Origin of the sequence: Natronomonas sp. (genome assembly GCF_036625485.1) — an archaeon.
Lineage (GTDB): Archaea > Halobacteriota > Halobacteria > Halobacteriales > Haloarculaceae > Natronomonas.
This window is the reverse complement of sequence record NZ_JAZKTR010000011.1, coordinates 1-21,036: the sequence shown is the minus strand read 5'-3', so window position 1 is coordinate 21,036 and position 21,036 is coordinate 1. Positions and strand designations below refer to the sequence as shown.

Here is a 21,036-nt window from a genome sequence, read left to right as displayed (position 1 = left end):
CTCAGTATTCCTCCCGGTACCGTTGGGCGATGAGGTCGCTGATGACGTTCATGATGAGCGTGACGACGAAGAGCGTCAGTCCGAGGGCGAACATCGCGTCGTAGGCGATGGAACCACCGGTCAGGTCGCCGCCGGCGATCTGGACCATCGCGACGGTAATCGTCATCCCGGGTTCCAGCAGGACGTCGGCGGGGTTGACGATGGGAATGCCGCCGGCGACTGGGAGTTCGCTAATCGGGGGCAGGTTCGCCTGTGCGCCCATCGCGACGACGACGATCATCGTCTCGCCGATGGCGCGTGAGACGGCGAGAATGTAGGAGGAAGCGATGCCGGAGACCGAGGCGGGAACGACGATACCCGTCGACACCTCGAATTTCGTCGCGCCGAGGCCGTAGCCCGCCTGTCTGAGGTCGTCGGGGACCGCACTCATCGCGTCCTCGCTGATCGAGGAGACCATCGGGATGGTCATGATACCGACCATCAGCGACGCCGATAGGGCGTTGAACGTGCTTATTCCGGGAAAGAGGGTCGCTTTGAGCGCCGGCGTCACGTAGACCAGCGCGAAGTAGCCGTAGACGACCGTCGGGATGCCAGCGAGGATCTCCAACATCGGCTTGAGAATCGACCGCGCGCGTGACGTCGCGTATTCGCTGAGGTAGATGGCTGTCAGCGTGCCGATGGGGATCGCGACGAAGGCCGCCGTTATCGTGACGACGATGGTCCCGATGAGAAGCGGGATGATACCGAAGATGTAGCCGTCACCACGGGGATTCGGACTCCACTCCAGTCCCGTCAGGAACTCGATGACGTTGTACTCGATGAAGAAGGCCACCGCGTCCGACAGCAGCGTCAGGAAGATGGCGATTGTCGTCAACAGCGTGACCGCTGCACAGACGAGGAAGAACCCGCTGTAGGAACGCTCCCTGAGACGGTTGATGGTGCCGGCGCGCTGTAGGTCCGGCCCCTCACTACTCACGGTCGAATACACCCCCGGTCAGCCGGCCGAACGCTGACGGATCGTCGGCCGGTGTCGTTCGTCTCCCGTTTCATAAGCTCAACTCTGTGCTTCCTCTATCGCCGCCTCCAGTTTATTCATTTGTTCTTCTTGCGTGTCCTCGGTCAGGGGGACGTAGCCGACGTCGCCGGCGACGAGGTCCTCGTTGGTGGTCTGTTCGACGAAGAATCGGGCGAACTCCGCGACGTGCTCTTCGGCGAGCGACGACATCGCGGGATAGGTGTATAGCTCTCGGGAGAGCGGCTGGTATTCGCCGGACCCCGCGGTTTCGAGGCTGGGTTTGACGCAGCCGTCGCCGTTGTCGATGCCGAGTGCCTTCACCTCGTCAGGGTTGTTGTAGAAGTACGAGAAGCCGAAGTAGCCGATGGCGTACTCGCTGCCGGCGACACCCTGGGCGATGGTGTCGTCGCGTTCGGTCGCCTGGTAATCGTCGGTGTGGCCGCGTTCCTCGCCCTGGACGTTGTCGATGAAGTAGTCGTAGGTGCCGGAGGTGTCGGCCGCGCCGTAGCGTTCGATCTCCTCGTTGGGGAACTCGTCGCGGACCTCGTCCCACGTCTCGACAGCGCCGGACTCCCAGATGCTGGCCAACTCCTCGACGGTCAGACAGTCCACGAAATCCGCCTCGGGATTCACAACGACGGTCAGCGCGTCGGTCGCCGCGACCAGTTCTATATATTCGACGCCGTTCTCTTCACACAGCTCTTCTTCTTCCGGTTCGATCTGCCGACTGGCGTTGTTGAAATCGGTGTTGCCCGGACAGAAGTGGTTCGAGAAGCCCCCACCGGACCCCGTCGATGAGATGTCGATGTTGACGTTGGGGTGCTCCGAACTGAACTCCTCCGCGATAGCACTCATGAGGGGGAAGACGGTACTCGAACCGGCGATATTGATAGTCCCGGAGAGGCCATCCGAGTCGCCGTTTTCGGTTTCGGTACACCCGGCCACCGCGATGGCGCCGGCTCCACCGAATGCCTTGAGGGCGTCACGTCGTGTCAGGTCGCCGAATCGGCTCGCTTCCATCATCATCGGGTATCCAAGGGCCACATATAGGAGGTACTATGTTTACTGTAGATGTCCCTATATTCGAACCGTGGAAGATACAGTCATACATAGTGCTATATAGAACACAGGACAGGCCGGTCGAGCGGCGAAAACTCGGGAGGATGCGGCAATCGAACTCGATGTAGAAGTTTACAGGCTCGCGACGGCGTCCAGCGCGATGCGAATCGCGCGGCCGACGTTATCTTTGGCCTTGTCGGGGAGTTCCTCGTCCTCGGTTTCGCCTTTCTGGGTCCCCTCGACGAGGTTGCCGTCGACCGTACAGATGGCGCCGGCGCTGAGGCCCTTCCGCCGGGCGAGCGTGAAGAGCGCCGCGGCCTCCATCTCGACACAGAGCAGGCCGGCCTCTTCCCACGCCTCGACGAATTCGTCGGTCTCGGCGTAGAAGGCATCGTCGGTGGCGATGGGACCGACGTGGACGGGGGCTTGCCGCCGCTCGGCGGAATCGACAAGCGCGTTCAGTGTCTCGTAATCGGGAACGGCAGGCACCTCGACGGCCTCGTAGCGTTTGGTCGTTCCCTCGTCCTTGGCGGCGCCGGTAGCGACGACCATGTCGCCGATCTCGATGCCGGACTGGAGGGCCCCTGTGGTCCCGACACGGATGAACCGCTCGACGCCGACGGCTGCCATCTCCTCGACGGCGATGGCCGTCGACGGCGAGCCGATACCGGTCGAACATATCGTCAGGTCGACTCCCTCGTAGGTGGCGTTGACGACCTTGTACTCGCGGTTCTCGGCGACGGTTTCGGCGTCGTCACACTGGTCGGCGATGCGGTCGACGCGTCCGGGGTCCCCGGGCACGAGCGCGACATCGGCGAGGTCACCCTCTTCGACGAGCAGGTGCGGCTGTTTTGCCATGCGGAAAGCGTCGGCGCGCCACCTCAAAAGTCGCGTGGGTTCGAAACGGACGGCCTGTGGGGAAACCCCGGTGTCGGTCTATACCGGGAGGCTTCGGTGGACGACCGTCAGCGTGGCGAAGACCAGCGGAGCGTACACAGCGACAGAGACGGCCCACTGCCGGCGGACCGTTTCGGCGGCGCTCTCGAAGGCGACCCCGCCGTATCGGGGGAAGACGACCCACGCGAAGAAGCCGTAGAGAAAGAGGGCAACGAGGCCGAGCGCGACCAGTTCGACGACCGATATCACCCCGGCGACGACCACCTCGACGCCGATGCCGAGGGCCAGGCGCAGACGTTCGGCTGTGATCACGAGCACCTCGAAGAGAACGCCCGCGAGCATGCCGGCGACGATGTGGACCGCGTTCGCGGCCGACCACGAGATTCGTTCGGGTGGCCGTCGCCAGAGGGCACTCGCCGCGACGTAGGCGGGGACGTACCCACGGGACTGCAGGCGCATCGCGACGGTCATCCCGAGGGTCGCGGCCAGCCCCGCAACCGCCGCCACCGCGAGGCGGATGTCGATGGACGTCGTCGACCCCGCGTGTAACGGGAAGAACGCGGCATTCGACACCGACGCCCCGACCATCACCGCACCTCCGCGACTGGGTCAGCGGGGAGCTCCGGTCGCGGACCGTAGGTCGATGCCGCGAGCGCGCCGCAGGCGTTGGCGACCGCCAGCGCCTGCTCGGGGTCGCGGTCCGACAGCCACGACGACAGAAAGCCCGCGGCGAAGGCATCGCCCGCACCGGTCGTGTCGACGACCGATTCGACGTCGAACCCGGAGTGGCTGAACTCGCCGTCCGGGCCTTCGTAGGTCGCACCAGCGGCACCGTGTTTGGTCAACTGGTAGGGAACCGGCACGTCGACGAGTTCGGCCTCCCGGTCGTTGACGAAGAGCAGGTCGGTCAGCGACAGGGCGTCGGTGAAATCCCGGTCGGAGAGTCGGCGCCCGGGGTCGAAACTGACGAGTACGTCCCGTTCTGTCGCGAGTTCGGCGATTCGATAGGCCGTATCGGGCCGCTGGCCCGTGAGATGGACGCAGTCGGCGCCTTCGAGCAGGGATGGCGAGATCTCGTCGGGATCGATCGCTTCGTTCGCGCCGTCGGTTCCCAGAAGCGCCACCTCGCCGTCCGCGTCGATGAGGATGTACTTCGTCGTCGTTTCGGTGTCTTCGACGACGGTCACGAATGGGTCGACGCCCGCCTCTCGGAGGCCAGCCAGGGCCCGACGCCCCGGGTCGTCGTTGCCGACGCTGCCGAACATCCGGGTCTCGACGTCGAGTCCGGACAGATCGACGGCGGCGTTAGCCGCGCTTCCGCCGCCCGAGGCCGACCGGTCGTGGATCAGGGCCTCGTCGTCGGGGGCCGGAAGTCGGTCGACCCGGAAACGGATATCCCAGTTGATATGACCCGCACAGACGACGCGCATACCGGACGTGGGAGCGGCGACGGTATAAAAGCCGTCAGTTACGCGATGGCGAAGAGAACGACGTTGTGCGCGCCGGGACCGAGGCCGACGGCGGTGATGAGACCCAAAAAGAGGTAGCCCTCGGTCGGTTCCTCGCGGATGTACGCCTCGAAGACGGCGACGACGACCGCCGCCAGCACCAGTTTCACGAGGACGAAGAGCCACCCGGCGCCGATGAGTTCCGCGGTCGGTAACGCCCCCCCAGCCTCGATGATGACCCGGGACAGCGGCGTCTGTTCGCCGAACCCGAGCAGGTCGTAGCCGACGGCCGTCGAAACGCCGTCCAGCGCGTGGCCGAACACCGCCAGCAGGCCGACGGAGCCGCTCGCCTCGACGGCGCCGGGACGAAGACGGGAGAGCAGAACCCAGACGACGGCGGCCGACACGAGGGTCCCGAGCAGGATACCGAGCGTAATCCCGACCTCGACGTCGACGCCGCGGTCGACGGCGTTCAGGTACCCCGCCGTCGCCCCTGAAAGGAGGACTGTAATGCCCGTGATCGCCAAGATACCGGGCGTCGTGGTCGGATGCCAGCCCTCCGAGGGACGGTCGGCCACCAGAACGAGCACGATTCCAGCGAGGATGCCGGTGGTGAGGTAGACGGCAGGCGAACTGAAAAGCGGCGCGACACCCGGCGGCACGGCACCGTCCTGATAGATCGCGTAGAGCGCGCCACCGCCGGCCATCCACGGCGCGAGCGCGGCTACGGTGTCCTCGGTGACGGCCGGTCGGCGCAGATACAGCAGTACCGCCGTCGCCGCGCCGGCGACGAGCAACCCGAGCAGGTACGGGAGCGAGGGCAGCGCGAAACCCGAGGGGAGTAGTGGCACTACCGGATTCGGCGGGGCGGCGACTCGAAAGCGTTGCGATTCCGCCAGCCTCCCGGGAACACAATCCCTTTTATCGCACCTGCCGAACCCGGAGGCATGACCGTGGACCTCTCCGACGAGAAGTACGAGAAACACCGGGAAGCCGGCGAGATCCTCGCGCAGGTCCGCGAGGAGGCCGCCGAGCGGGTCGAGGTCGGCGTCAGGCACCTCGAAGTCGCCGAGTTCGCCGAGGACCGCATCCGCGAACTGGGCGGCGAACCCGCCTTCCCCGTCAACATCAGCATCGACGAGGAAGCCGCCCACGCGACGCCGGAACCCGGCGACGAGTCGACCTTCGGCGAGGAGATGATCAACCTCGACATCGGAGTCCACATCGACGGCTGGCTTGCCGACACCGCCATCACCGTCGACCTCTCGGGCCACCCGGAACTCGCCGAAGCACCCGCCGAAGCGCTAGATGCCGCCCTCGACGTCGTCGAACCCGGCGTCCACACGGGCGAGATCGGCGCCGAGATCGAGGACGTCATCGACGGCTACGGCTACAACCCGGTCGTCAACCTCTCGGGCCACGGCCTCGGCCACTGGGAACAGCACACCGACCCGAACATCCCGAACCGCGGCGTCAAACAGGGCGTCGAACTGGAAGTGGGCGACGTGGTCGCCATCGAGCCATTCGCCACCGACGGCGGCGGCAAGGTCAACGAGGGAGCAGACGAGGAGATCTTCGCGCTCGAACGGGAGGCTAGCGTCCGTAATCGCGCGGCGCGCGACGCGCTCGAACAGATCGTCGACGAGTTCAAGACGTTGCCCTTCGCCCGCCGCTGGCTCGACACCCAGCGCGCGGAGATGGCGCTCCGCCGTCTCAAACAACAGAACGTCGTCCACGGCTACCCCGTCCTCAAAGAACAGGACGGCTACCTCGTCAGCCAGAAGGAACACACGATTATCGTGACCGAAGACGGCTGTGAAGTGACGACGCGAGCCTGAACCTCCCGCGAATCAGTTTCAGCGTTCTACGCCGGCCTCGTATCGACTAATAAGACGTTAAAACGGATTCGAACGCTACTCGATTCGCACGCGGCCGACGAACAGTATAACGAAAATCAGGCGTTGTTCATCCGTACGGACTCTTCGGTCCCGCAGACGCGACACGTCGAAACGCGGTAGGGCTCCCGCGAGAACTCCGCGTTCTCCTCCTTCCGGCTTTCGGTCAGGAGCTGGATGCTCACCTCGTGGGGCGTCTCCCGGCCACACTCGCTACACTTCTCGGCCATCCCCTCGTCGTCGATTCGTGTTGCCATGGTCACCCAGTCGTAGTCCGGATATCAGCATAAAAACCCGACTCGGTTAACCACCGTTTAACTCAGTTTCAGTGACAACAACACCCAATCTTCTTAGAGACACTCCAAACGGCCTATACCGTTCATGGCCACCTTTTAGAGTGTTTCGAGTATTTACTGAGTCTGTAAACTGACGAAACTTTTTTATACTATTATTCGAGGTGGACAGGGTTAACAGCGGGCCGTCCCTCTCGGGACGATATGGATCAGTTGTTCGCCCCGTGGCGCATCGAGTGGGTAGCACGCGACGAAGACGACGGCGAGATAGATGGCTGTCCGTTCTGTGTCCTCCCCGACCGTGCGGACGCCCGCGAGGCGAGGGTCGTCGCCGAGTCCGACCACGCGTTCGTCCTGTTGAACAACTACCCCTACAACCCCGGCCACGCGATGGTCATCCCTCGCGAACACACGGGTAAGTACACTGACCTCGACGACGAGGTGCTGTTGGACCACGCCCGCCTCAAACAGCGGACCATCGACGCCATCGAGACGGGCCTCGGCGCCGATGGCGTCAACGCTGGCCTCAACCTCGGGAACGCCTCCGGCGGCTCGATAGACGACCACCTACACACGCACGTCGTCCCCCGCTGGCACGGCGATACCAACTTCATGCCGGTCCTCTCGGATACGAAGGTCATCGTCGAAGCGGTCGATGACACCTACGAGACCCTCCACGATGCGTTCGCGGCCCAACCCGACGCGTCGGTTACCGATAGCGGTGCGGTCCGGTTCGAGTTTTAGCCGCGGCGAACGCCCCCATTCGCCCCCTCTAATCCTATCACTTATCCGGGTGGTCTCGCTACGGTCGGTATGAGCGATGCGGCGTTGACCGAGGCGGGTGTCGAGACCGGCACCGAACGGCGTGATTTCATCCGCGCCAGTGTCGTCAACGTCCTCGGAAACGCCGTCAAGATCGTCGTCGAGGCGGCCGCCGGCCTCACCTTCGGGTCGCTCGCGCTTCTGGCCGACGCCGCCCACTCAGTTGCGGACCTCGTCGCCAGCATCGTCGTATTGGTGTGGGGCCGCAGCGTCTACGCCGACCCCGACGACACCCATCCCCATGGCCACCAGCGCGTCGAACCGTTGGCCGCGCTGTTCGTCGGCAGTGTCGTCGCCCTGCTCGGCCTGAACTTCTTTTACGAGTCCGTCCGGGGGTTCATCGTCGGTGTCGACGTACGCTTCAGTCCGATACTCGTCGCCGCGCTACTCTTCGCGATGGCCGATATGTACGTCCTCTACCGGTATACGACGTGGGTCAACGAGACGGTCGATTCGGCGGCGCTGGACGCGCTCGCGATCGACTGTCTCAACGACATCTACACCAGCATCGCCGCGCTGGTCGGCATCGCCGGCGTCTTCTTCGGCTACCCGCTGCTCGACGCCGGGGCCGGTGCCGTCGTCAGCGTCCTCGTCATCTATCAGGGATTCGAGATCGGCCGCGAGAACGTCTCGTATCTGGTCGGTGCCGCACCCTCGGAGGCCGAACGACAGCGTGTCGTCGAGGCGCTCCGAACCCACCCCGCGGTCGAAGGCGTCCACGACCTGGTCGTGTTCTACGACGGAACCGACCTCGAAGTCGAGGCCCACGTCGAGGTCGACGGCGAACTGACGCTGGTCGAAGCCCACGATATCGAGACGGAACTCATCAGTCGCCTCCGGGACCTGGATATCGTCGGCGACGTCCACCTGCATCTCGACCCCGCCGGTATCGGAGAGTGGAAAGACGCTGAAGAAAACCGAGAGTGAGTCGCGTTATACCGGTTCGCCGAAGCAGTAGACGTTCTCGTTGGTCGTGACCTTGACGTCGAGGAAGTCGCCGATCTCGATGTCCTTCTCCGAGGTGTTCGTGACGATGACCTGTCGGTAGGCCTCGTCGCGGCACTTCAGGGAGTCGCCGGTTCCATCTTGCACGACCAGCACCTCGTGTGTCTCGCCGACCATCGCCTCGTGAGCCCCCCGGCAGACGTCCATCTTCAGGTCGGTCATCTCCTTGGACCGTTCCTTCTTGAGGGTCCCGCCGAGGCCCTTCATATCGGCTGCGTCGGTACCGGGCCGCTTCGAGAAGCGCGTGATATTGATCTTCTCGGGGCGAACCTCCTCCAGCAGTTCCATCGACTTCCGGTGGTCCTCGTCGTCCTCCGTGGGGAAGCCGACGATGAAGTCCGTCGACAGCGTCCAGTGGTCGAGGCGGTCGTCGAATGTGTCGACTATCTCCTTGAACTTCTCGACGCGGTGCTGGCGACGCATGTCCTCCAGCACGTCGTCGCTACCGGACTGGACCGGCGCGTGGATGAAGTTGTAGAGCTTCTCGTTTTCGGCGTACACATCGGCCAGTTCGTCGTGTATCCCGTGAATCCCGCCGGGGTTGGCCATCCCGAGACGAACCCGGAACTCCCCGTCGATGTCACAGATACGGTCCAGCAGTTCCGGGAGCTTTCGGTCGCCCTTGTCCCAGCCGTAGACGCCGGTGTCCTGTCCCGTAATCCGAATCTCCTTCGCTCCCGCGTGAACCAGTGCGCGGGCCTTCTCGACGTTCTCCTCGACGGGCGGGGAGTCGACCCGGCCTGTCGCGAACTTCGTGATACAGTACGAGCAGTTGGACATACAGCCGCGGGCGATGGGCAGGATGCCGACCACGCCGTCCAGAATCGGCTCGGCGTCCGGCGTCGTCGTCGGACACTCGCCGTTCGTCACGGCGGTCGGGACGTCCTCCCAGTGGAGGACCTGCGCGTCCACGTCATCGAACTCCTCGCCCTGTGCGAGGGCCATACAGCCGGTAACGATGAGGTCCGACGTCTCCTCTTCCAACTCCTCGGCCCGGCGGAGCATGTTGCGTTCGGTCTTCTCGACGACCGTACAGGTGTTGAGGATGGCCACGTCGGCTTTCTCGGGGCCGTCGACGCGGTAGTGGCCCGCGTCGCGGAGCTTGCGCTCGATCTGACGGCTCTCACCCCGGTTGGACGTACAGCCGTACGTCTCGATGTGATACGTGGCCATCGGTTGTCCGTTCTTACTCGTCGCCAGCCAAAAGGGCGACGTTTCGTCACAGGGCTCCCAAAAACACTTGCGGCTATGGGACGTCGCTGCTATCGACGCATGCCCTCCAGACGACGTGTTCTCTGTGCCGCCAGTAGCCTCGCCGCCGTAGGGGTCGCGGGCTGTACCGACGACAGACCCGCGAGCCGAGCATCCCCGGGAACCGACGCCGACACCGAGTGGCCGCAACCGGGCGGGAGCGACCGGTTCGACTGCTATCGGGCCGACGCGGTGGCGCCCCGCGAATCCCCCGACGAGCGGTGGGCCGTCGAGACCGTCTGGCCCGCCGGTCGGCCCATCGTCGCCGATGAACGCGTGATTCTCCCGACGCAGGCCGGACTCGTAGCCTACGGCCTCGACGGCGAGGAACGTTGGCGTCTCGGCTTCGACGACGATGAAATCGACGTTCGGACGGCCCCGATAGTCGTCGACGGCATCGGCTACGCCGGGACGCGAGGCGGCCTGCTGTCCTTTTCAGTCGAGGACGGAACGACCGACTGGGAAGTCGAACTCGAAGGAAGTCCGCAGACAGCGCCCGTCGTCGACTACGACCGCGAGCATCTCGTGGTCGGCACCGATGAGGGACTCTCCGGTGTCGATACCGGTGGTGAGCGGATCTGGCAGCGCGAGACGTTCGCCGACGTCTCGGCGCTCGCTTCGTGGGGCGACAGCCTCTATGCCGGCACCGAGGGCGGGAAACTGTATGCTTACTACGACCTGGAGGAACCCCAGGGGATGTGGCAACGGCAACTGGACGGACGGGTGGTCCAGATTGCGTTGCTCAACGGCGACGGTGTCGTCGTCTCGGTCTTCGGCGGGCCGACGAGTCGCCGGGACGGCGAGAGTGCAGGGGATGCCCGCTGGTCGACGGAGGCCGGCACCCACGGGTTCGTCGTCGCCGGCGACACCTACGCGGTCGGCGGCGGTCTCACCTCGGTACACACCCGGACCGGCGAGTGCCAGTGGGCGGTCGACGACCACCTCCGTGCACCGCCGGCGGGCGCGGGCGATACCGTTTATACGGGTGGCGACGGCTTCGTCGTCGGCTACGCGATGAACGGCGGCACCGGTGTCGGTGAGTATCGAATGAATGCGGAGCGCTGGCGATACGAGGTCGATGGGGCCGTCACGACGGGGCTTGCCGTCGCCGACGGGGCAGTGTTCGCCACAGCCATGAACGACGACGGCGACACGACGCTGTACGCGCTCGAATAATCAGAACGCCGCGGCGTCGTAGCCTTCGACGATCTCGACGCCTGATGAGGCACCGATACGCTCCGCGCCCGCCTCAAGCATCTCGACGGCCGCCTCGAAGTTCCCGATGCCGCCGCTGGCCTTGACGGGCAGGTATTCGGCCATGATCTCGACGTCCTCGACGGTCGCGCCGCCCTCGGAAAAACCAGTCGCGGTCTTGACGAACGCCGCGCCCGCGTCTTCGGCGAGTTCGCAGGCAGTCCGGAGTTTCCCGACCGAAAGCAGCGGCGCCTCGACGATGACCTTGACGGGGATGGGTACCGCCGCGACCACCTGTTCGAGTTCCCCCGCGATGGCGTCGTCGTCGCCCTCGTGGAGGCGGCCGACGTTGAGGACGACGTCGACCTCGTCGGCCCCGTCGTTCCACGCGCGTTCGGCTTCGCTCTCCTTGGCTTTCGGTGCCTCCTGTCCATGGGGGAAGGCACAGACCGTGACGACGGTGACGTCCGGCGCGTACTCGGTCGCCTCGGCGACGTAGCACGGCGGAATACAGGCGTTCATCCCGTGCTCGGCCGCGGCATCGAGGACCGTTTCGACGTCGTTCCACGTCGTCTCCGGTCCGAGAACGGTGTGGTCGATACGCGCGGCGAACTCGGTGCGGTCCATATCGAACTCTCACGAGCGGACATTATAAATCCCGACGGGCGCGGGGCTTTTGCCCGTGCCGTGCCAAGGTGGCACATGGAATATACCTCGGGGCTTCATCCCGAACTCGAACGGACCGCCGAGGACATCGCGGCAATGGAGGTCCGCGGTGCGGCGGCTATCGCCGACGCCGCAGCGGCTGCCCTCGAGGCACAGGCTGCCGACTCCGACGCCGAGACGCCCGAGGCGTTCCGGGCGGAGATGCGCGCCGCGGCACGCCGACTCCACGATACGCGCCCGACGGCAGTCAGCCTCCCGAACGCGCTCCGATACGTCCTCACGGAGATGGAGGGCGACACCGTCGCGGAACTGGAGCGGTCCGTCGAACGGAGCGTCGCCCGGTTCCGGGCCGACCTCGACGCCGCTCAGGACCGTCTCGGTCGCATCGGCGCCGGCCGACTCAAGGACGGCGACGTGGTGATGACCCACTGTCACTCGACGGACGCGCTGGCCTGTGTCGAGGCCGCCGTCGAGGACGGGAGGGACATCGAAGCCATCGTCAAGGAGACGCGCCCGCGCAATCAGGGCCACATCACCGCCGAACGGCTCTCGGAACTGGGTGTGCCCGTCACGCTCATCGTCGACAACGCCGCCCATCGGTTTCTGGACGACGCCGACCACCTGCTGGTCGGCGCCGACAGCATCGCCGCCGACGGCAGCGTCGTCAACAAGATCGGCACCGCAGGCCTTGCCGTCTCGGCCCGGGACCGTGGCGTCCCCGTCATGGTCGCCGCCCAGTCCATCAAACTCCATCCAAGGACGCTGACGGGCGCTGCCGTCGAAATCGAAGAGCGGGCCGCCGAGGAGGTCATCGACGACGAAACGCGTGAGGAGGTGGGCGATATCGACGTGGCGAACCCGGCCTTCGACGTGACGCCGCCCCGCCATGTCGACGCCATCGTCACCGAACACGGGCAGTTCCCGCCCGAGAGCGTGGTCGTGCTGATGCGGGAGTTGTTCGGCGAAAGCGTCGACGAACCGTGGAGCGAGTAATCCCTATCTGTAGTTAGTAGCGCAGTTTCTTCATTCAGGATCGAACTGAAACAGCCGCAAGAACGGGCGTGCGTATCGAGTGCCTCTAGAAAGTCCTCGCGGTGGTTTAAATAATAGACATGAGACTGATCTGGGGGCAGATATCTCATTTACGGGTTGAATGCACTTTCTGGCCTCTCACCCGACGTGCAAACAGGCCAGGAATACATCTTCGGTCGAATTGGCGCTTTTACCCGGAGAATGCCGAATCATACTCCTTCAGCAGTTGAACGAGTGGTTCCACCTCGGAGAACGTCGGCCCCTCAGAGATGGTCTCTGACTTTTTGTCCCACTCGATGTATCCGGCGTTAGCTAATTTGGGTAAATCAGTATGGAGCAGCCGGACTCCGGCGTTCTCGTCGTTTATATGTCGTTCAAGGGTGGCGATACTGATCTCGGTGGTGTCCTCTAATAGCGCTATGAGAATCTCGCGCCGTGGGCGACGTCTGAGTGCGTCCATCATCGAGTCGATGGCGTCCGAAGAAACGGTGCGGCCCTCGACCGTGTCGAGACGTGTCCCCCGAGTCGGCAGCCTGCCCCAGAGCTCCAACGTGTACGCTACCCACTGGCCGTGCATCTCGATGAGGGTTTTTTCTTCGTCCCTGATTGGGTCATCACGGGCGGCGGTGTTCGCAAAACAGAGCGTGCCATAGAGTTCGCCGTCGACCGAGATGGTCGTCCCGAGGTAACTCCCGAGCTCGAATGTTTCATATGCTGGATCGTCTGCCCACCCTTCAGCGAGGGCATCACTGACGGCCAGTGTTCCCTCCGGGTCCGTGATGGTTTTCCGACAGTAGGTCTTGGAGAGTGGGACGGTGGTTCCCGGATTTAGACGTTCGTGGGAGCCGTGGACGATGTCGAAGCGTTCCGTCTCGCGTTCGAGGTCGATATAGGACAGAAACGCGTAATCCAGGTCGAATTCGGTGGTTTCGTGGTCGAACAGTTGTTCGAGTCTGGTTTGTGGATCGATATTCGGAGCCAACAACGTCCGCCAGAGACGCTGAAAGTACGGCAACTCCCCGCCCGCGTCTGATGTGCAGATACTGTGTGGCATTGAAAGACCCCCCGTTCGCTGAGATGTCCTTCATATTAGCTTCGGCAGAATCCTATAACTTGTGGTAACACACCTAGAGGGGGCGTTTAGAGACTCCGCTCTGCGAGTAGTCCGACGTTGGGAATTCAAATCCACCAGGTTTCGGGCCATCTCTGTCTACTAAATAGATACCCTGCATCGACCGATTCGCATCTCTGTTCAGGGAAACCCGCCGTAGATTGACGACCGGTGCCCTACTCCGCTGATCTGTACGAACCTCTCGTCTCGTCGAATTGCACGATAACTCGATAGCTACCGCCGCAGAACCTCCACTGATTCACTTTCGAGCTCACTCATCGGTACCGGCCCCGCCGTCGGTCTGGGCGGTTGCTGACGGTGCGATGTTCTGGTTGTGGTTGAAGAAATTCGTCGGGTCGTACTCGTCGTACCCGTTGAGCGCGATGAATTCGGTACCAGCTCCACTGCCTGCCATCCGGACCGATCCACCGCCGTTTTCGATAGCATTCGCGATAGCCAGCATCCGTGTCGCGTGTCCCGCCCCTTCGGGATAGTGTGCGACGGCGATCGTCGGAGGCATCGACTCTGTGTCCAGTCGTTCTGTCGTTTCGGTAAAGGATTTTGGGGGCGAGAAACGATCGGACGTCGCTACCCTACTCTAGTTCGTCGAGCCGCTCTTCGAGTTCGATATCCAGTGGGTCCTCGATCTCACCCATCACCGCTTCAAGGGCATCCGTCGCGGTGACCAACCCCACGACATCGCTTTCGGCGGGGTCGCGAACGAGGGCGAGTTCTTGGTGGTGCTCCTGAAATCGGTCGACGGCTTCGCTGATGTACGTGTCCTTCGGGATAGTCATCGGGTCTGCAGCGAGATCCTCGAAGGTGGCCCCGTCACCTTCGAGTTCGTTGAGGTGGTGGATGACCGCGGGTACGTAGACGATACCGCGAAAATCCTCCGGGACCTTACCGATCAGTGGGAACCGCGTGTGTGGGCTGTTCCCGATGCGTTCGAGGTTGGTCTCGACGGAGGCGTTCGTCGAGAGGAACACGATATCCTCACGGGGTGTCATCACCTCGCTTATCGGCTGTCCCCCGACGGTGAAGGCGTTGATGATCTCTCCTTTTCGTTCGTCGGCGAGATCGCTCTGTTCGAGCGTCGACCCAAGCCGATGGCGTAGTTCGGCTCGTGATTCGATTCGGTCGGTTTCGGTTTCGAGCCATGCGCCGGTCATCTCGATGCCGAAGAGCCGAAGCGTCCACTTGGCGACGATGTCCCCGATCCAGATGACCGGCCAGAGCAGTTTCGCGAACCAGTACAGCGGTGTCGCGCCGTAGCGAGCGACGAACTTCGTTCGCTCGACGCCCAGATACGTCGGCGTCTGTTCTCCGTGTGTCAGATGGAGCAGATTGATGACGAGAAAGCCGATGACGGCTCCTGCGCCAACCGACGCGAGCAGCGTGTTCTCGAAGACGGGCTCGATGAGCGTGGCTAAGGCCGGCTCGGCGACGATCCCGACGGCGATGCTCGTCGCGGAGATGCCGACCTGACAGCTGGTGAGATAGATCTCGAGGTCGTCGGTCATCTCCCACGCTCGCCGTAGTCCAGCCGTATCGAACTCCGATTCCGAATATTGTCGGACCCGTGTCAACGCGAACTCGATGGCGACGAAGAACCCGTTCGCCAAGATGAGTAACCCCCCTGCAATCAGGCGAATCGCTATCTCCAGCCCGTTCATACGTCACCCTCGAATCACGTTGCCAAGGATTTGACGTTCGAATCCCGACGCGGGTCGTCAGTCTTCGAAGGTCGCTTCTGCAGTGGGCCGACCGTCGATATCGTCGACGGACGCGCCTTCGTCGGGCATATCGTCGACGGCTTCTTGTATCTCGTCCGTTCGGGGCCGGCGGTCGACGCGTTCGTTGACCGTTTCGAGTCGGTCGATGACCTTATCTATGTCCTCGCTGAGGGTCTCTTCGACGTTCTCGGCGACCTCTTCGGTCATCCATTGGGGGTCGAAGCGTGCCATCTTCCATCCGACGTGGATCGCATAGGAGATGAGTACACCGAGGCCGAACGCGATACCGATGTCGTTTCGGACGACGATGATGAGGATGACGGAGATGAAGATGGTCACTCCGTAGGCGAAGTCGGTCAGGTAGTCGACGCGACGTGGTTTCATAGGTGTGTTCCGTTCATGATTGGGTTCGTGTCTGGATCGCGACCCGGCGGTTCGTCGAGCAAAGCGCTACGGGCGCGGCGTTTCGAAAAATCGAAAATTCGGCTACCTTACGACGTCGGTAGTGAGTTATGCGCGAACGACGTTCGACGCGCGGGGTCCCTTGGGGGCGTCCTCGATGTCGAACTCGATCTCGGTGCCTTCGGTAAGGTCCTCGCCGCCAACGTCCTCCATGTGGAAGAAAACGTCCTCGTCGGAGTCCTCAGTCTCGATAAAGCCGTAACCGCCAGTGTCGTTGAAGAAATCAACAGTACCGTTTGCCATTACGAATATATATAGGCCGACTACACGCTTAAGGGTTCGCATATGAATACTTCCACGTTAGAGTAAAGCACGATTCTAGCCTCGAATTGTTATTATGTGGTCAGATATCCAAGGATGCGTGGACATCGCCGTATATTGTGATGGTATGGTCGAAAGGGCGAACTGAAGCGGGCCTTCCGGAAGTTCCGCGTGGGCGTCGGGTCCGGGAGTCGGAAGCCGAAGGCTGGCAGGTACCGTTCGCTCACCCTCGCTTCAGATATCGGAGAGAAGCGCGTCGAAATCCGCTGCATCGAAGTCCTCGGTGAGTTCGTCGAGGTCGGCTTCCACCGCTTCGATATCCTCCAGCAGTTCTTCGTACTCCTCGTTGGACTGGAGTTCGGTTCGGGGGTGTTCGGATTCGAGGGCGGCACGCTTGGAGACGAGCGCGAAATGTCGCTGGAAGGCGTCTTCGTACTCCGAGAGGGCATCGAGTCGCTCGACGGTGGCGGTGAGTTCCTCCCGGGGGACCGGCTTCGAGAGATAGGCGTCGAACGGCATATCGAGGATGTCGAACTCGGGGTCGACGGCGGTCACCATCGCCACGCGGCAGTCGAGGCCGCGGTCTCTGATCTCTTCGAGGACCTCGTCGCCGGAGACGTCCGGCATCCGCCTGTCGAGAAGGACGACATCCGTCTCGGGACCCACCATCTCGAGGGCTTCCTGCCCGCCGTATGCGGTTTCGACGTTCCAGTCCTGCTCCAGCCACGCCGCATAGAGGTTCGCGAGCGCGGCCTCATCGTCGACGATGAGTACCTTCGTCCCTCTAGACATGTGTGGAAAATTCCCACGCCGGGTTCTTAGTTCTACCTCACGGATGGGGCACGGATGGCTCGGTTTCGTGGGCCGACGTCGGCCCGCTCTATCGATTCGCCTCGAACCACTCGACGGCAAAGTCGACGAGATCGGGTTGGTCGAGGAGTTTCGCATCGCCGGCACCGACGGTTCCTTCGGTGATACCGACCTCCGATTCGAAGGCCGCGCCGACGTCTTCGAAGTCCGTTGTATCCCCGGCTATATCCTCGTATTCGACCATGACGCGCTCGCCGTCCTCGATGACGGGCGCCCGATGGTAGACCTGGTCCGTCTCGTAGTCGGCACGATGCTCGGCGAGATGCAGCGACGTGTTGACGCTGTGGCCGACACCCAAAAGGAGGACACGGCCCGAACGGTCGTAGACCTCCGCCAGCGGTGATCCATCGCCGAGGCCGTTATCGTACCTGTGGTCGGCGACGATAGCCTCGGCGTCGGCGCCCCACGCCGCAAAGGAGTATTCGGGATGTCGGCTTCGGACCGTATCCGGATACGTCCGGAAGCACTCCGGGACGGCACCGACGCCACGGGACGGCGTTGCCGCCGGTCGGAACGGCGGCATGCGCTCCGGCATCTCCTCGACCCACGCGTCGGGAACCGGCGGATTCGACCATCTCTCGCAATCGCTGAACTGGGGGCTATGGGTCGGGACGACGAGCGTTCCCGCCTCGGTGACGGCCCGTTGAAGCCCCTCGACGACGGCCTGCTGTTGGCCGGCGACCCATCCCAGCGCGCTCACCGAGGAATGGACGATGAGCGTCTCACCGGGAGTGACCCCGAGGGACCGCAGGTCGTCGGCGATGTCGTCGGCGGTCACAGGGGTCTCCACCTGTTCGATAGCGGCCTGCTCGGTCATGCCTCGGGCCACGGGGTCGTGGTTTGAGTATCTTATCCGAGCGTGACGCTCCGTATCACGCTCCGGCGAATGGAACATGCCCGCCTGAAAGACGGAGGCGACCGTCCCGGAAGCCGCTCGGCGCCGTCGACGGATCAGTCCGAGTAGGTTTCGGCGAGCCCGTCGAGCGCTTCGTGGTGTGTGGTCGTATGCGGCGCGGTCAGCGGCGAGACGCTGACCCGGCCCTCGACGACTGCCCGGCGGTCGCTGCCCATCGGGTCGGGGATGTCGCCTTCGGCCATCCGCTCCCAGATGTGGTCGTTGATGGTGACGGTTTCGCCGTCGCGTTCGGCATCCATCTGGTAGACGTGGGAGGGCCGGGTGATCTCCATGTCGGCGCGTCCCTCCTCCGACGGCAGCGGCGCGTTGACGTTGAGGTAGTCCGCATCCTCGAAGACGCCGACGTTCGATGCGTGTTCGAGGAGATATCGGACGGCACGGGCTGCCTCTTCGAAATCGGCGGTCTCGGCCTCGAAATCCTGGAAGGAGATGTCGCCGACCGGAAAGTAGACGGAGGCGGCGATGGCAGGCACGCCGAAGAAGGCCGCCTCGACGGCCGCGGAGACGGTCCCGGAGCGCCCGAGGACGTACTCACCGAGGTTCGCGCCGGCGTTAACGCCGGCGACGACGACATCGGGGTCGAGGTCCAGCGCGCCGATACCGGCGATGACGCAGTCGGTCGGCGTTCCTTCGACGGCGTACCCGAGTTCGTGTTCGCGAAGTTCGACGTGCTTGGAGTGTTGGCGCCCGACGGCACTCTGGTCGGTCGCTGGCGCCAGTACGGCCACGTCGGCGACGGCATCGAGTTCCTCGTAGAGGGCCCGAATACCGGGCGCGTCGATGCCGTCGTCGTTCGTGAGAAGGATGTCCATATCGTTCGTGGGGACGGCCCTCGCAAAAGTTCATCGCCCTCTTCTCTCGGCGTGCAGCAGCCGATGGGGGCCTACAGCGGGACAGTATTTCGCTGCTGATTCCGATTCCACGTCGAATAGCCGGAGCCCGGCGATTGGGATTTTTAACCGGACGCCGTTCATATACCGTATGTTCGGTCAGATTTCTCCGCCGAGATGGCTGACGGACGTACTAGCGGCGTACGAACAGGTGTTCTCTGAACTGTTCTGGTTCGTCGTGGGGTTCGTGGTCATCTATCTGTTTGGACAGGTCTTCCTCGTTCCGTTCGTCACCCGGGTCGTCAGGTCGCGTAATCGAAACAACCCCACGATAGAGACGGCAACGAAGACGTACCTTCGGGTGGTTCTGATCGGATTCGCGACCCTCACGGGCATAATCGCCGCTGGCTACGGACGGGTCCTCTCGGAGTCAGCAGTCATCATCGCGGCCATCACGTTCGCCCTCGGTATCGCCGGACAGCAGGTGTTCGGGTCGCTCATCAGTGGAATTTTCCTCGTCGCCGACCCGGACTTCAACGTCGGCGACTGGATAGAGTGGTCGGGCGGTCGCGGCACCATCGAAGAGGTGGACTTTCGTGTCACCCGGGTCCGGACGCCGAACAACGAAAGCATCTCCGTTCCGAATACCGAACTCACGAAGAGCGCGATCAACCGTCCCTACGGTCGGAACAGATACCGGGTCACCGAGCAGGTGTACGTCGCTTATTATGAGGACACCGAGCGGGCCCTGATGGAACTCCAACAACTCGCCACCGACTACGAGCCGGCTCTCGATGACCCAGCCCCGAACACACGTATCGTTGACCTCGGGGAGAACGCGATTACAGTTCAGGCCGAGTTCTGGATCGGGGACCCCAGCAACACCGACATGCGCATCGTCCGCTCCGACTTCCGCCGGTTGATGAAACGTCGATTCGACGAGGAGGGTATCACGCTCGCTCCCCCGTCCGCGCAGTTGCTCTCGGGAGAGATCGCCGTGACGGACGGCAGACGGTAGTCCCCGTTTCGACGGGGCTCGCTTATATATCGAGCGTCGGCATCGTTCGTCGTCACTAAAAATATATAACTGGGCCCGAACTGTGTTACTCAGACGTTCACCGGTCGGGGACGCGCGACCGAGGGGTGTACTACGATTCATCGATGGCTACTGGACTCGAATTCGGCGTCTTTACCATCGGTCCGATCTGTGTGCTGGGGGCCGTTATCGTCTACAGTTCGTTCAAGGCCTACGAATTCAACGACAAACGTCCGGTTCTCCTGGTCGCGTTGCTTTCGATGATGCTGCTCCACCAGCTGACCGAGGTCGGCCAGTTCGGTTCCGGGACGTACTATCAGACGACCTCTCCGTCGGCAGAGGCGTTCGAATCGAGTGCGAACCTACTGGCGGGCGTGGCATCGTATTTCGTCCTTCAACAGATCTCCGAGCTACGCACGGCGAGAGCCAAACTGGAGGCATCGAACGCGGCGCTCGAAGAACGCTCTTCGATGGTGAGCGTACTGAATCGGATCCTTCGACACAACGTCCGCAACGACGTCAACATCATCGCCGGTCGAGCAGCAGACATCCGCCGGCACATCGACGATGATCGGTTCAGGCAGGAATTGAAGACGATAGAGGAGACGGCATGGGGGCTGGTCGAGATATCGAACCGCACGCAGCGCATCAGACAGTTATCGGTCGAAGACCCAGCGGACACGACCACCTTCGAGGTGAGGGACTGTCTGGAAGCGTCGGTCGAGCGCGTGGAAGACGCCGTTCCGAACGCGAACATCACACTCACCGTCGCCGACGGTGGTGACACGACGATTACAGGCCCGTCCTCGCTTCCGACAGCGATAGCCGACGTCATCGAGGAGATACTCACGTCGAACAGCGACCCGATCACCGTCGATGTCACCGTAACGGAGGATGAAGCCCCAGACGAAGCGGGACGTACGCACGTGACCATCGTCATAGCCGACGACGGTGAGGGCCTTCCGGAGTTGGACATCCAGGCCATCGAAAACGAGGAGGAGACGCCCCTGAAGCATGCCGAGGGGCTGTCGCTCTGGTGTCTCGAGTGGGCGGTCAAACGGGCCGGTGGCAACCTCGACCCCGACCCCGACGACGGAACTCTCGAAATCCGGCTTCCACGCTCCGAGTAACCTCCCTCGCCGAACCTGCCACCGTCGTCAGTATCGAGTCTCCCGGCCCGTGTTCACGTCAGTCGGTCGACGACCGTCTCGGCGTCGACCACGAGGTTGTAGGCCTC

Annotated in this window: 24 protein-coding genes; 7 read left to right on the top strand and 17 right to left on the bottom strand. The window is 63.1% G+C overall.

Translation table 11 applies throughout. The features are described from left to right. Position 1: 1 nt before the first annotated feature. The 6 genes from pstC to V5A53_RS02415 all read right to left on the bottom strand — a co-directional run bounded on the left by pstC (position 2) and on the right by V5A53_RS02415 (position 5,270). A complete protein-coding gene (gene pstC, locus V5A53_RS02440) occupies positions 2 to 976 on the bottom strand; it encodes a phosphate ABC transporter permease subunit PstC (protein WP_332311973.1) in 975 nt (324 codons plus the stop codon). Positions 977 to 1,054: 78 nt separating this feature from the next. Continuing rightward, a complete protein-coding gene (locus tag V5A53_RS02435) occupies positions 1,055 to 2,035 on the bottom strand; it encodes a PstS family phosphate ABC transporter substrate-binding protein (protein WP_332311972.1) in 981 nt (326 codons plus the stop codon). Positions 2,036 to 2,206: 171 nt separating this feature from the next. Continuing rightward, entirely contained in the window at positions 2,207 to 2,932 is a 726-nt protein-coding gene (locus tag V5A53_RS02430; protein ID WP_332311971.1) for a nucleoside phosphorylase, read from the bottom strand. 78 nt (positions 2,933 to 3,010) lie between these two features. After that, entirely contained in the window at positions 3,011 to 3,559 is a 549-nt protein-coding gene (locus V5A53_RS02425; RefSeq protein WP_332311970.1) for a hypothetical protein, read from the bottom strand. Beyond that, the gene (locus V5A53_RS02420) at positions 3,559 to 4,401 is read right to left on the bottom strand and encodes a carbohydrate kinase family protein (protein WP_332311969.1); all 843 of its coding nucleotides are present in this window, start codon (positions 4,399 to 4,401) and stop codon (positions 3,559 to 3,561) included. Before V5A53_RS02420 ends, V5A53_RS02425 begins: the two co-directional genes overlap by 1 nt. Before the next feature lie 38 nt (positions 4,402 to 4,439). Beyond that, on the bottom strand, positions 4,440 to 5,270 hold the full coding sequence (locus V5A53_RS02415) for a DUF63 family protein (RefSeq protein WP_332311968.1): 831 nt from the start codon (positions 5,268 to 5,270) through the stop codon (positions 4,440 to 4,442). Positions 5,271 to 5,366: 96 nt separating this feature from the next. Between V5A53_RS02415 and map the strand changes: the two genes are divergently transcribed. Further along, positions 5,367 to 6,257 (top strand): type II methionyl aminopeptidase, encoded by an 891-nt coding sequence (gene map / locus V5A53_RS02410; protein WP_332311967.1) that lies wholly within the window; start codon positions 5,367 to 5,369, stop codon positions 6,255 to 6,257. Positions 6,258 to 6,373: 116 nt separating this feature from the next. Here the strand turns inward: map and V5A53_RS02405 are convergent, their stop codons facing one another. Beyond that, entirely contained in the window at positions 6,374 to 6,571 is a 198-nt protein-coding gene (locus V5A53_RS02405; RefSeq protein WP_332311966.1) for a DUF7835 family putative zinc beta-ribbon protein, read from the bottom strand. 240 nt (positions 6,572 to 6,811) lie between these two features. On the opposite strand from V5A53_RS02405, the gene V5A53_RS02400 reads away from it, so the two are divergent. Then, positions 6,812 to 7,351, top strand: a complete 540-nt coding sequence (locus tag V5A53_RS02400; RefSeq protein ID WP_332311965.1) for an HIT family protein — start codon at positions 6,812 to 6,814, stop codon at positions 7,349 to 7,351. 69 nt (positions 7,352 to 7,420) lie between these two features. Continuing rightward, positions 7,421 to 8,356 carry a cation diffusion facilitator family transporter gene (locus V5A53_RS02395; RefSeq protein ID WP_332311964.1) on the top strand — a complete coding sequence of 312 codons (936 nt, stop codon included), beginning with the start codon at positions 7,421 to 7,423 and terminating at the stop codon, positions 8,354 to 8,356. Between the two features lie 6 nt (positions 8,357 to 8,362). Here the strand turns inward: V5A53_RS02395 and V5A53_RS02390 are convergent, their stop codons facing one another. Beyond that, the gene (locus tag V5A53_RS02390; protein WP_332311963.1) at positions 8,363 to 9,607 is read right to left on the bottom strand and encodes a tRNA (N(6)-L-threonylcarbamoyladenosine(37)-C(2))-methylthiotransferase; all 1,245 of its coding nucleotides are present in this window, start codon (positions 9,605 to 9,607) and stop codon (positions 8,363 to 8,365) included. 99 nt (positions 9,608 to 9,706) lie between these two features. Between V5A53_RS02390 and V5A53_RS02385 the strand changes: the two genes are divergently transcribed. After that, entirely contained in the window at positions 9,707 to 10,861 is a 1,155-nt protein-coding gene (locus V5A53_RS02385) for an outer membrane protein assembly factor BamB family protein (RefSeq protein WP_332311962.1), read from the top strand. Here the strand turns inward: V5A53_RS02385 and deoC are convergent, their stop codons facing one another. Beyond that, the gene (gene deoC, locus V5A53_RS02380) at positions 10,862 to 11,506 is read right to left on the bottom strand and encodes a deoxyribose-phosphate aldolase (protein WP_332311961.1); all 645 of its coding nucleotides are present in this window, start codon (positions 11,504 to 11,506) and stop codon (positions 10,862 to 10,864) included. Between the two features lie 75 nt (positions 11,507 to 11,581). Here deoC and V5A53_RS02375 point away from each other — a divergent pair, with 75 nt between their 5' ends. After that, the gene (locus V5A53_RS02375) at positions 11,582 to 12,538 is read left to right on the top strand and encodes a ribose 1,5-bisphosphate isomerase (RefSeq protein ID WP_332311960.1); all 957 of its coding nucleotides are present in this window, start codon (positions 11,582 to 11,584) and stop codon (positions 12,536 to 12,538) included. Between the two features lie 229 nt (positions 12,539 to 12,767). Here the strand turns inward: V5A53_RS02375 and V5A53_RS02370 are convergent, their stop codons facing one another. The 8 genes from V5A53_RS02370 to surE form a co-directional block, all read right to left on the bottom strand. Beyond that, entirely contained in the window at positions 12,768 to 13,631 is an 864-nt protein-coding gene (locus tag V5A53_RS02370) for a GAF domain-containing protein (RefSeq protein ID WP_332311959.1), read from the bottom strand. Between the two features lie 328 nt (positions 13,632 to 13,959). After that, positions 13,960 to 14,208: a hypothetical protein gene (locus V5A53_RS02365; RefSeq protein ID WP_332311958.1), complete on the bottom strand. Its 249-nt coding sequence runs from the start codon at positions 14,206 to 14,208 to the stop codon at positions 13,960 to 13,962. A gap of 73 nt (positions 14,209 to 14,281) precedes the next feature. Next, positions 14,282 to 15,364, bottom strand: coding sequence for a hemolysin family protein (locus V5A53_RS02360; protein WP_332311957.1), 1,083 nt, complete (start codon positions 15,362 to 15,364; stop codon positions 14,282 to 14,284). 57 nt (positions 15,365 to 15,421) lie between these two features. Then, positions 15,422 to 15,808 (bottom strand): hypothetical protein, encoded by a 387-nt coding sequence (locus tag V5A53_RS02355; protein ID WP_332311956.1) that lies wholly within the window; start codon positions 15,806 to 15,808, stop codon positions 15,422 to 15,424. A 126-nt stretch (positions 15,809 to 15,934) separates the two neighbouring features. Then, on the bottom strand, positions 15,935 to 16,129 hold the full coding sequence (locus V5A53_RS02350) for a cold-shock protein (protein ID WP_332311955.1): 195 nt from the start codon (positions 16,127 to 16,129) through the stop codon (positions 15,935 to 15,937). Between the two features lie 252 nt (positions 16,130 to 16,381). Continuing rightward, complete coding sequence (locus V5A53_RS02345) at positions 16,382 to 16,939, bottom strand: response regulator (protein WP_332311954.1); 558 nt, start codon at positions 16,937 to 16,939, stop codon at positions 16,382 to 16,384. Between the two features lie 88 nt (positions 16,940 to 17,027). Further along, entirely contained in the window at positions 17,028 to 17,834 is an 807-nt protein-coding gene (locus tag V5A53_RS02340) for an aminoglycoside N(3)-acetyltransferase (protein WP_332311953.1), read from the bottom strand. A gap of 134 nt (positions 17,835 to 17,968) precedes the next feature. Then, positions 17,969 to 18,745: a 5'/3'-nucleotidase SurE gene (gene surE / locus V5A53_RS02335; protein WP_332311952.1), complete on the bottom strand. Its 777-nt coding sequence runs from the start codon at positions 18,743 to 18,745 to the stop codon at positions 17,969 to 17,971. 169 nt (positions 18,746 to 18,914) lie between these two features. Here surE and V5A53_RS02330 point away from each other — a divergent pair, with 169 nt between their 5' ends. Together V5A53_RS02330 and V5A53_RS02325 are read left to right on the top strand one after the other, a co-directional pair. After that, positions 18,915 to 19,781 carry a mechanosensitive ion channel family protein gene (locus V5A53_RS02330; protein WP_442928572.1) on the top strand — a complete coding sequence of 289 codons (867 nt, stop codon included), beginning with the start codon at positions 18,915 to 18,917 and terminating at the stop codon, positions 19,779 to 19,781. Positions 19,782 to 19,924: 143 nt separating this feature from the next. Next, positions 19,925 to 20,929 carry a hypothetical protein gene (locus V5A53_RS02325; RefSeq protein ID WP_332311950.1) on the top strand — a complete coding sequence of 335 codons (1,005 nt, stop codon included), beginning with the start codon at positions 19,925 to 19,927 and terminating at the stop codon, positions 20,927 to 20,929. Positions 20,930 to 21,036 lie beyond the last annotated feature (107 nt).

Excerpts from the sequence above, each read along its gene's own strand:
- map (WP_332311967.1), top strand. The coding sequence starts at position 5,367 with ATGACCGTGGACCTCTCCGACGAGAAGTACGAGAAACACCGGGAAGCC.
- V5A53_RS02435 (WP_332311972.1), bottom strand. The coding sequence starts at position 2,035 with ATGGAAGCGAGCCGATTCGGCGACCTGACACGACGTGACGCCCTCAAG.
- V5A53_RS02355 (WP_332311956.1), bottom strand. The coding sequence starts at position 15,808 with ATGAAACCACGTCGCGTCGACTACCTGACCGACTTCGCCTACGGAGTG.
- V5A53_RS02420 (WP_332311969.1), bottom strand. The coding sequence starts at position 4,401 with ATGCGCGTCGTCTGTGCGGGTCATATCAACTGGGATATCCGTTTCCGG.
- V5A53_RS02340 (WP_332311953.1), bottom strand. The coding sequence starts at position 17,834 with ATGACCGAGCAGGCCGCTATCGAACAGGTGGAGACCCCTGTGACCGCC.
- V5A53_RS02430 (WP_332311971.1), bottom strand. The coding sequence starts at position 2,932 with ATGGCAAAACAGCCGCACCTGCTCGTCGAAGAGGGTGACCTCGCCGAT.
- V5A53_RS02345 (WP_332311954.1), bottom strand. The coding sequence starts at position 16,939 with ATGTCTAGAGGGACGAAGGTACTCATCGTCGACGATGAGGCCGCGCTC.
- V5A53_RS02385 (WP_332311962.1), top strand. The coding sequence starts at position 9,707 with ATGCCCTCCAGACGACGTGTTCTCTGTGCCGCCAGTAGCCTCGCCGCC.
- V5A53_RS02325 (WP_332311950.1), top strand. The coding sequence starts at position 19,925 with ATGGCTACTGGACTCGAATTCGGCGTCTTTACCATCGGTCCGATCTGT.
- V5A53_RS02365 (WP_332311958.1), bottom strand. The coding sequence starts at position 14,208 with ATGCCTCCGACGATCGCCGTCGCACACTATCCCGAAGGGGCGGGACAC.
- V5A53_RS02375 (WP_332311960.1), top strand. The coding sequence starts at position 11,582 with ATGGAATATACCTCGGGGCTTCATCCCGAACTCGAACGGACCGCCGAG.
- V5A53_RS02395 (WP_332311964.1), top strand. The coding sequence starts at position 7,421 with ATGAGCGATGCGGCGTTGACCGAGGCGGGTGTCGAGACCGGCACCGAA.
- V5A53_RS02330 (WP_442928572.1), top strand. The coding sequence starts at position 18,915 with ATGTTCGGTCAGATTTCTCCGCCGAGATGGCTGACGGACGTACTAGCG.
- V5A53_RS02350 (WP_332311955.1), bottom strand. The coding sequence starts at position 16,129 with ATGGCAAACGGTACTGTTGATTTCTTCAACGACACTGGCGGTTACGGC.
- V5A53_RS02370 (WP_332311959.1), bottom strand. The coding sequence starts at position 13,631 with ATGCCACACAGTATCTGCACATCAGACGCGGGCGGGGAGTTGCCGTAC.
- deoC (WP_332311961.1), bottom strand. The coding sequence starts at position 11,506 with ATGGACCGCACCGAGTTCGCCGCGCGTATCGACCACACCGTTCTCGGA.
- V5A53_RS02360 (WP_332311957.1), bottom strand. The coding sequence starts at position 15,364 with ATGAACGGGCTGGAGATAGCGATTCGCCTGATTGCAGGGGGGTTACTC.
- surE (WP_332311952.1), bottom strand. The coding sequence starts at position 18,745 with ATGGACATCCTTCTCACGAACGACGACGGCATCGACGCGCCCGGTATT.
- V5A53_RS02405 (WP_332311966.1), bottom strand. The coding sequence starts at position 6,571 with ATGGCAACACGAATCGACGACGAGGGGATGGCCGAGAAGTGTAGCGAG.
- V5A53_RS02390 (WP_332311963.1), bottom strand. The coding sequence starts at position 9,607 with ATGGCCACGTATCACATCGAGACGTACGGCTGTACGTCCAACCGGGGT.
- V5A53_RS02400 (WP_332311965.1), top strand. The coding sequence starts at position 6,812 with ATGGATCAGTTGTTCGCCCCGTGGCGCATCGAGTGGGTAGCACGCGAC.
- V5A53_RS02425 (WP_332311970.1), bottom strand. The coding sequence starts at position 3,559 with ATGGTCGGGGCGTCGGTGTCGAATGCCGCGTTCTTCCCGTTACACGCG.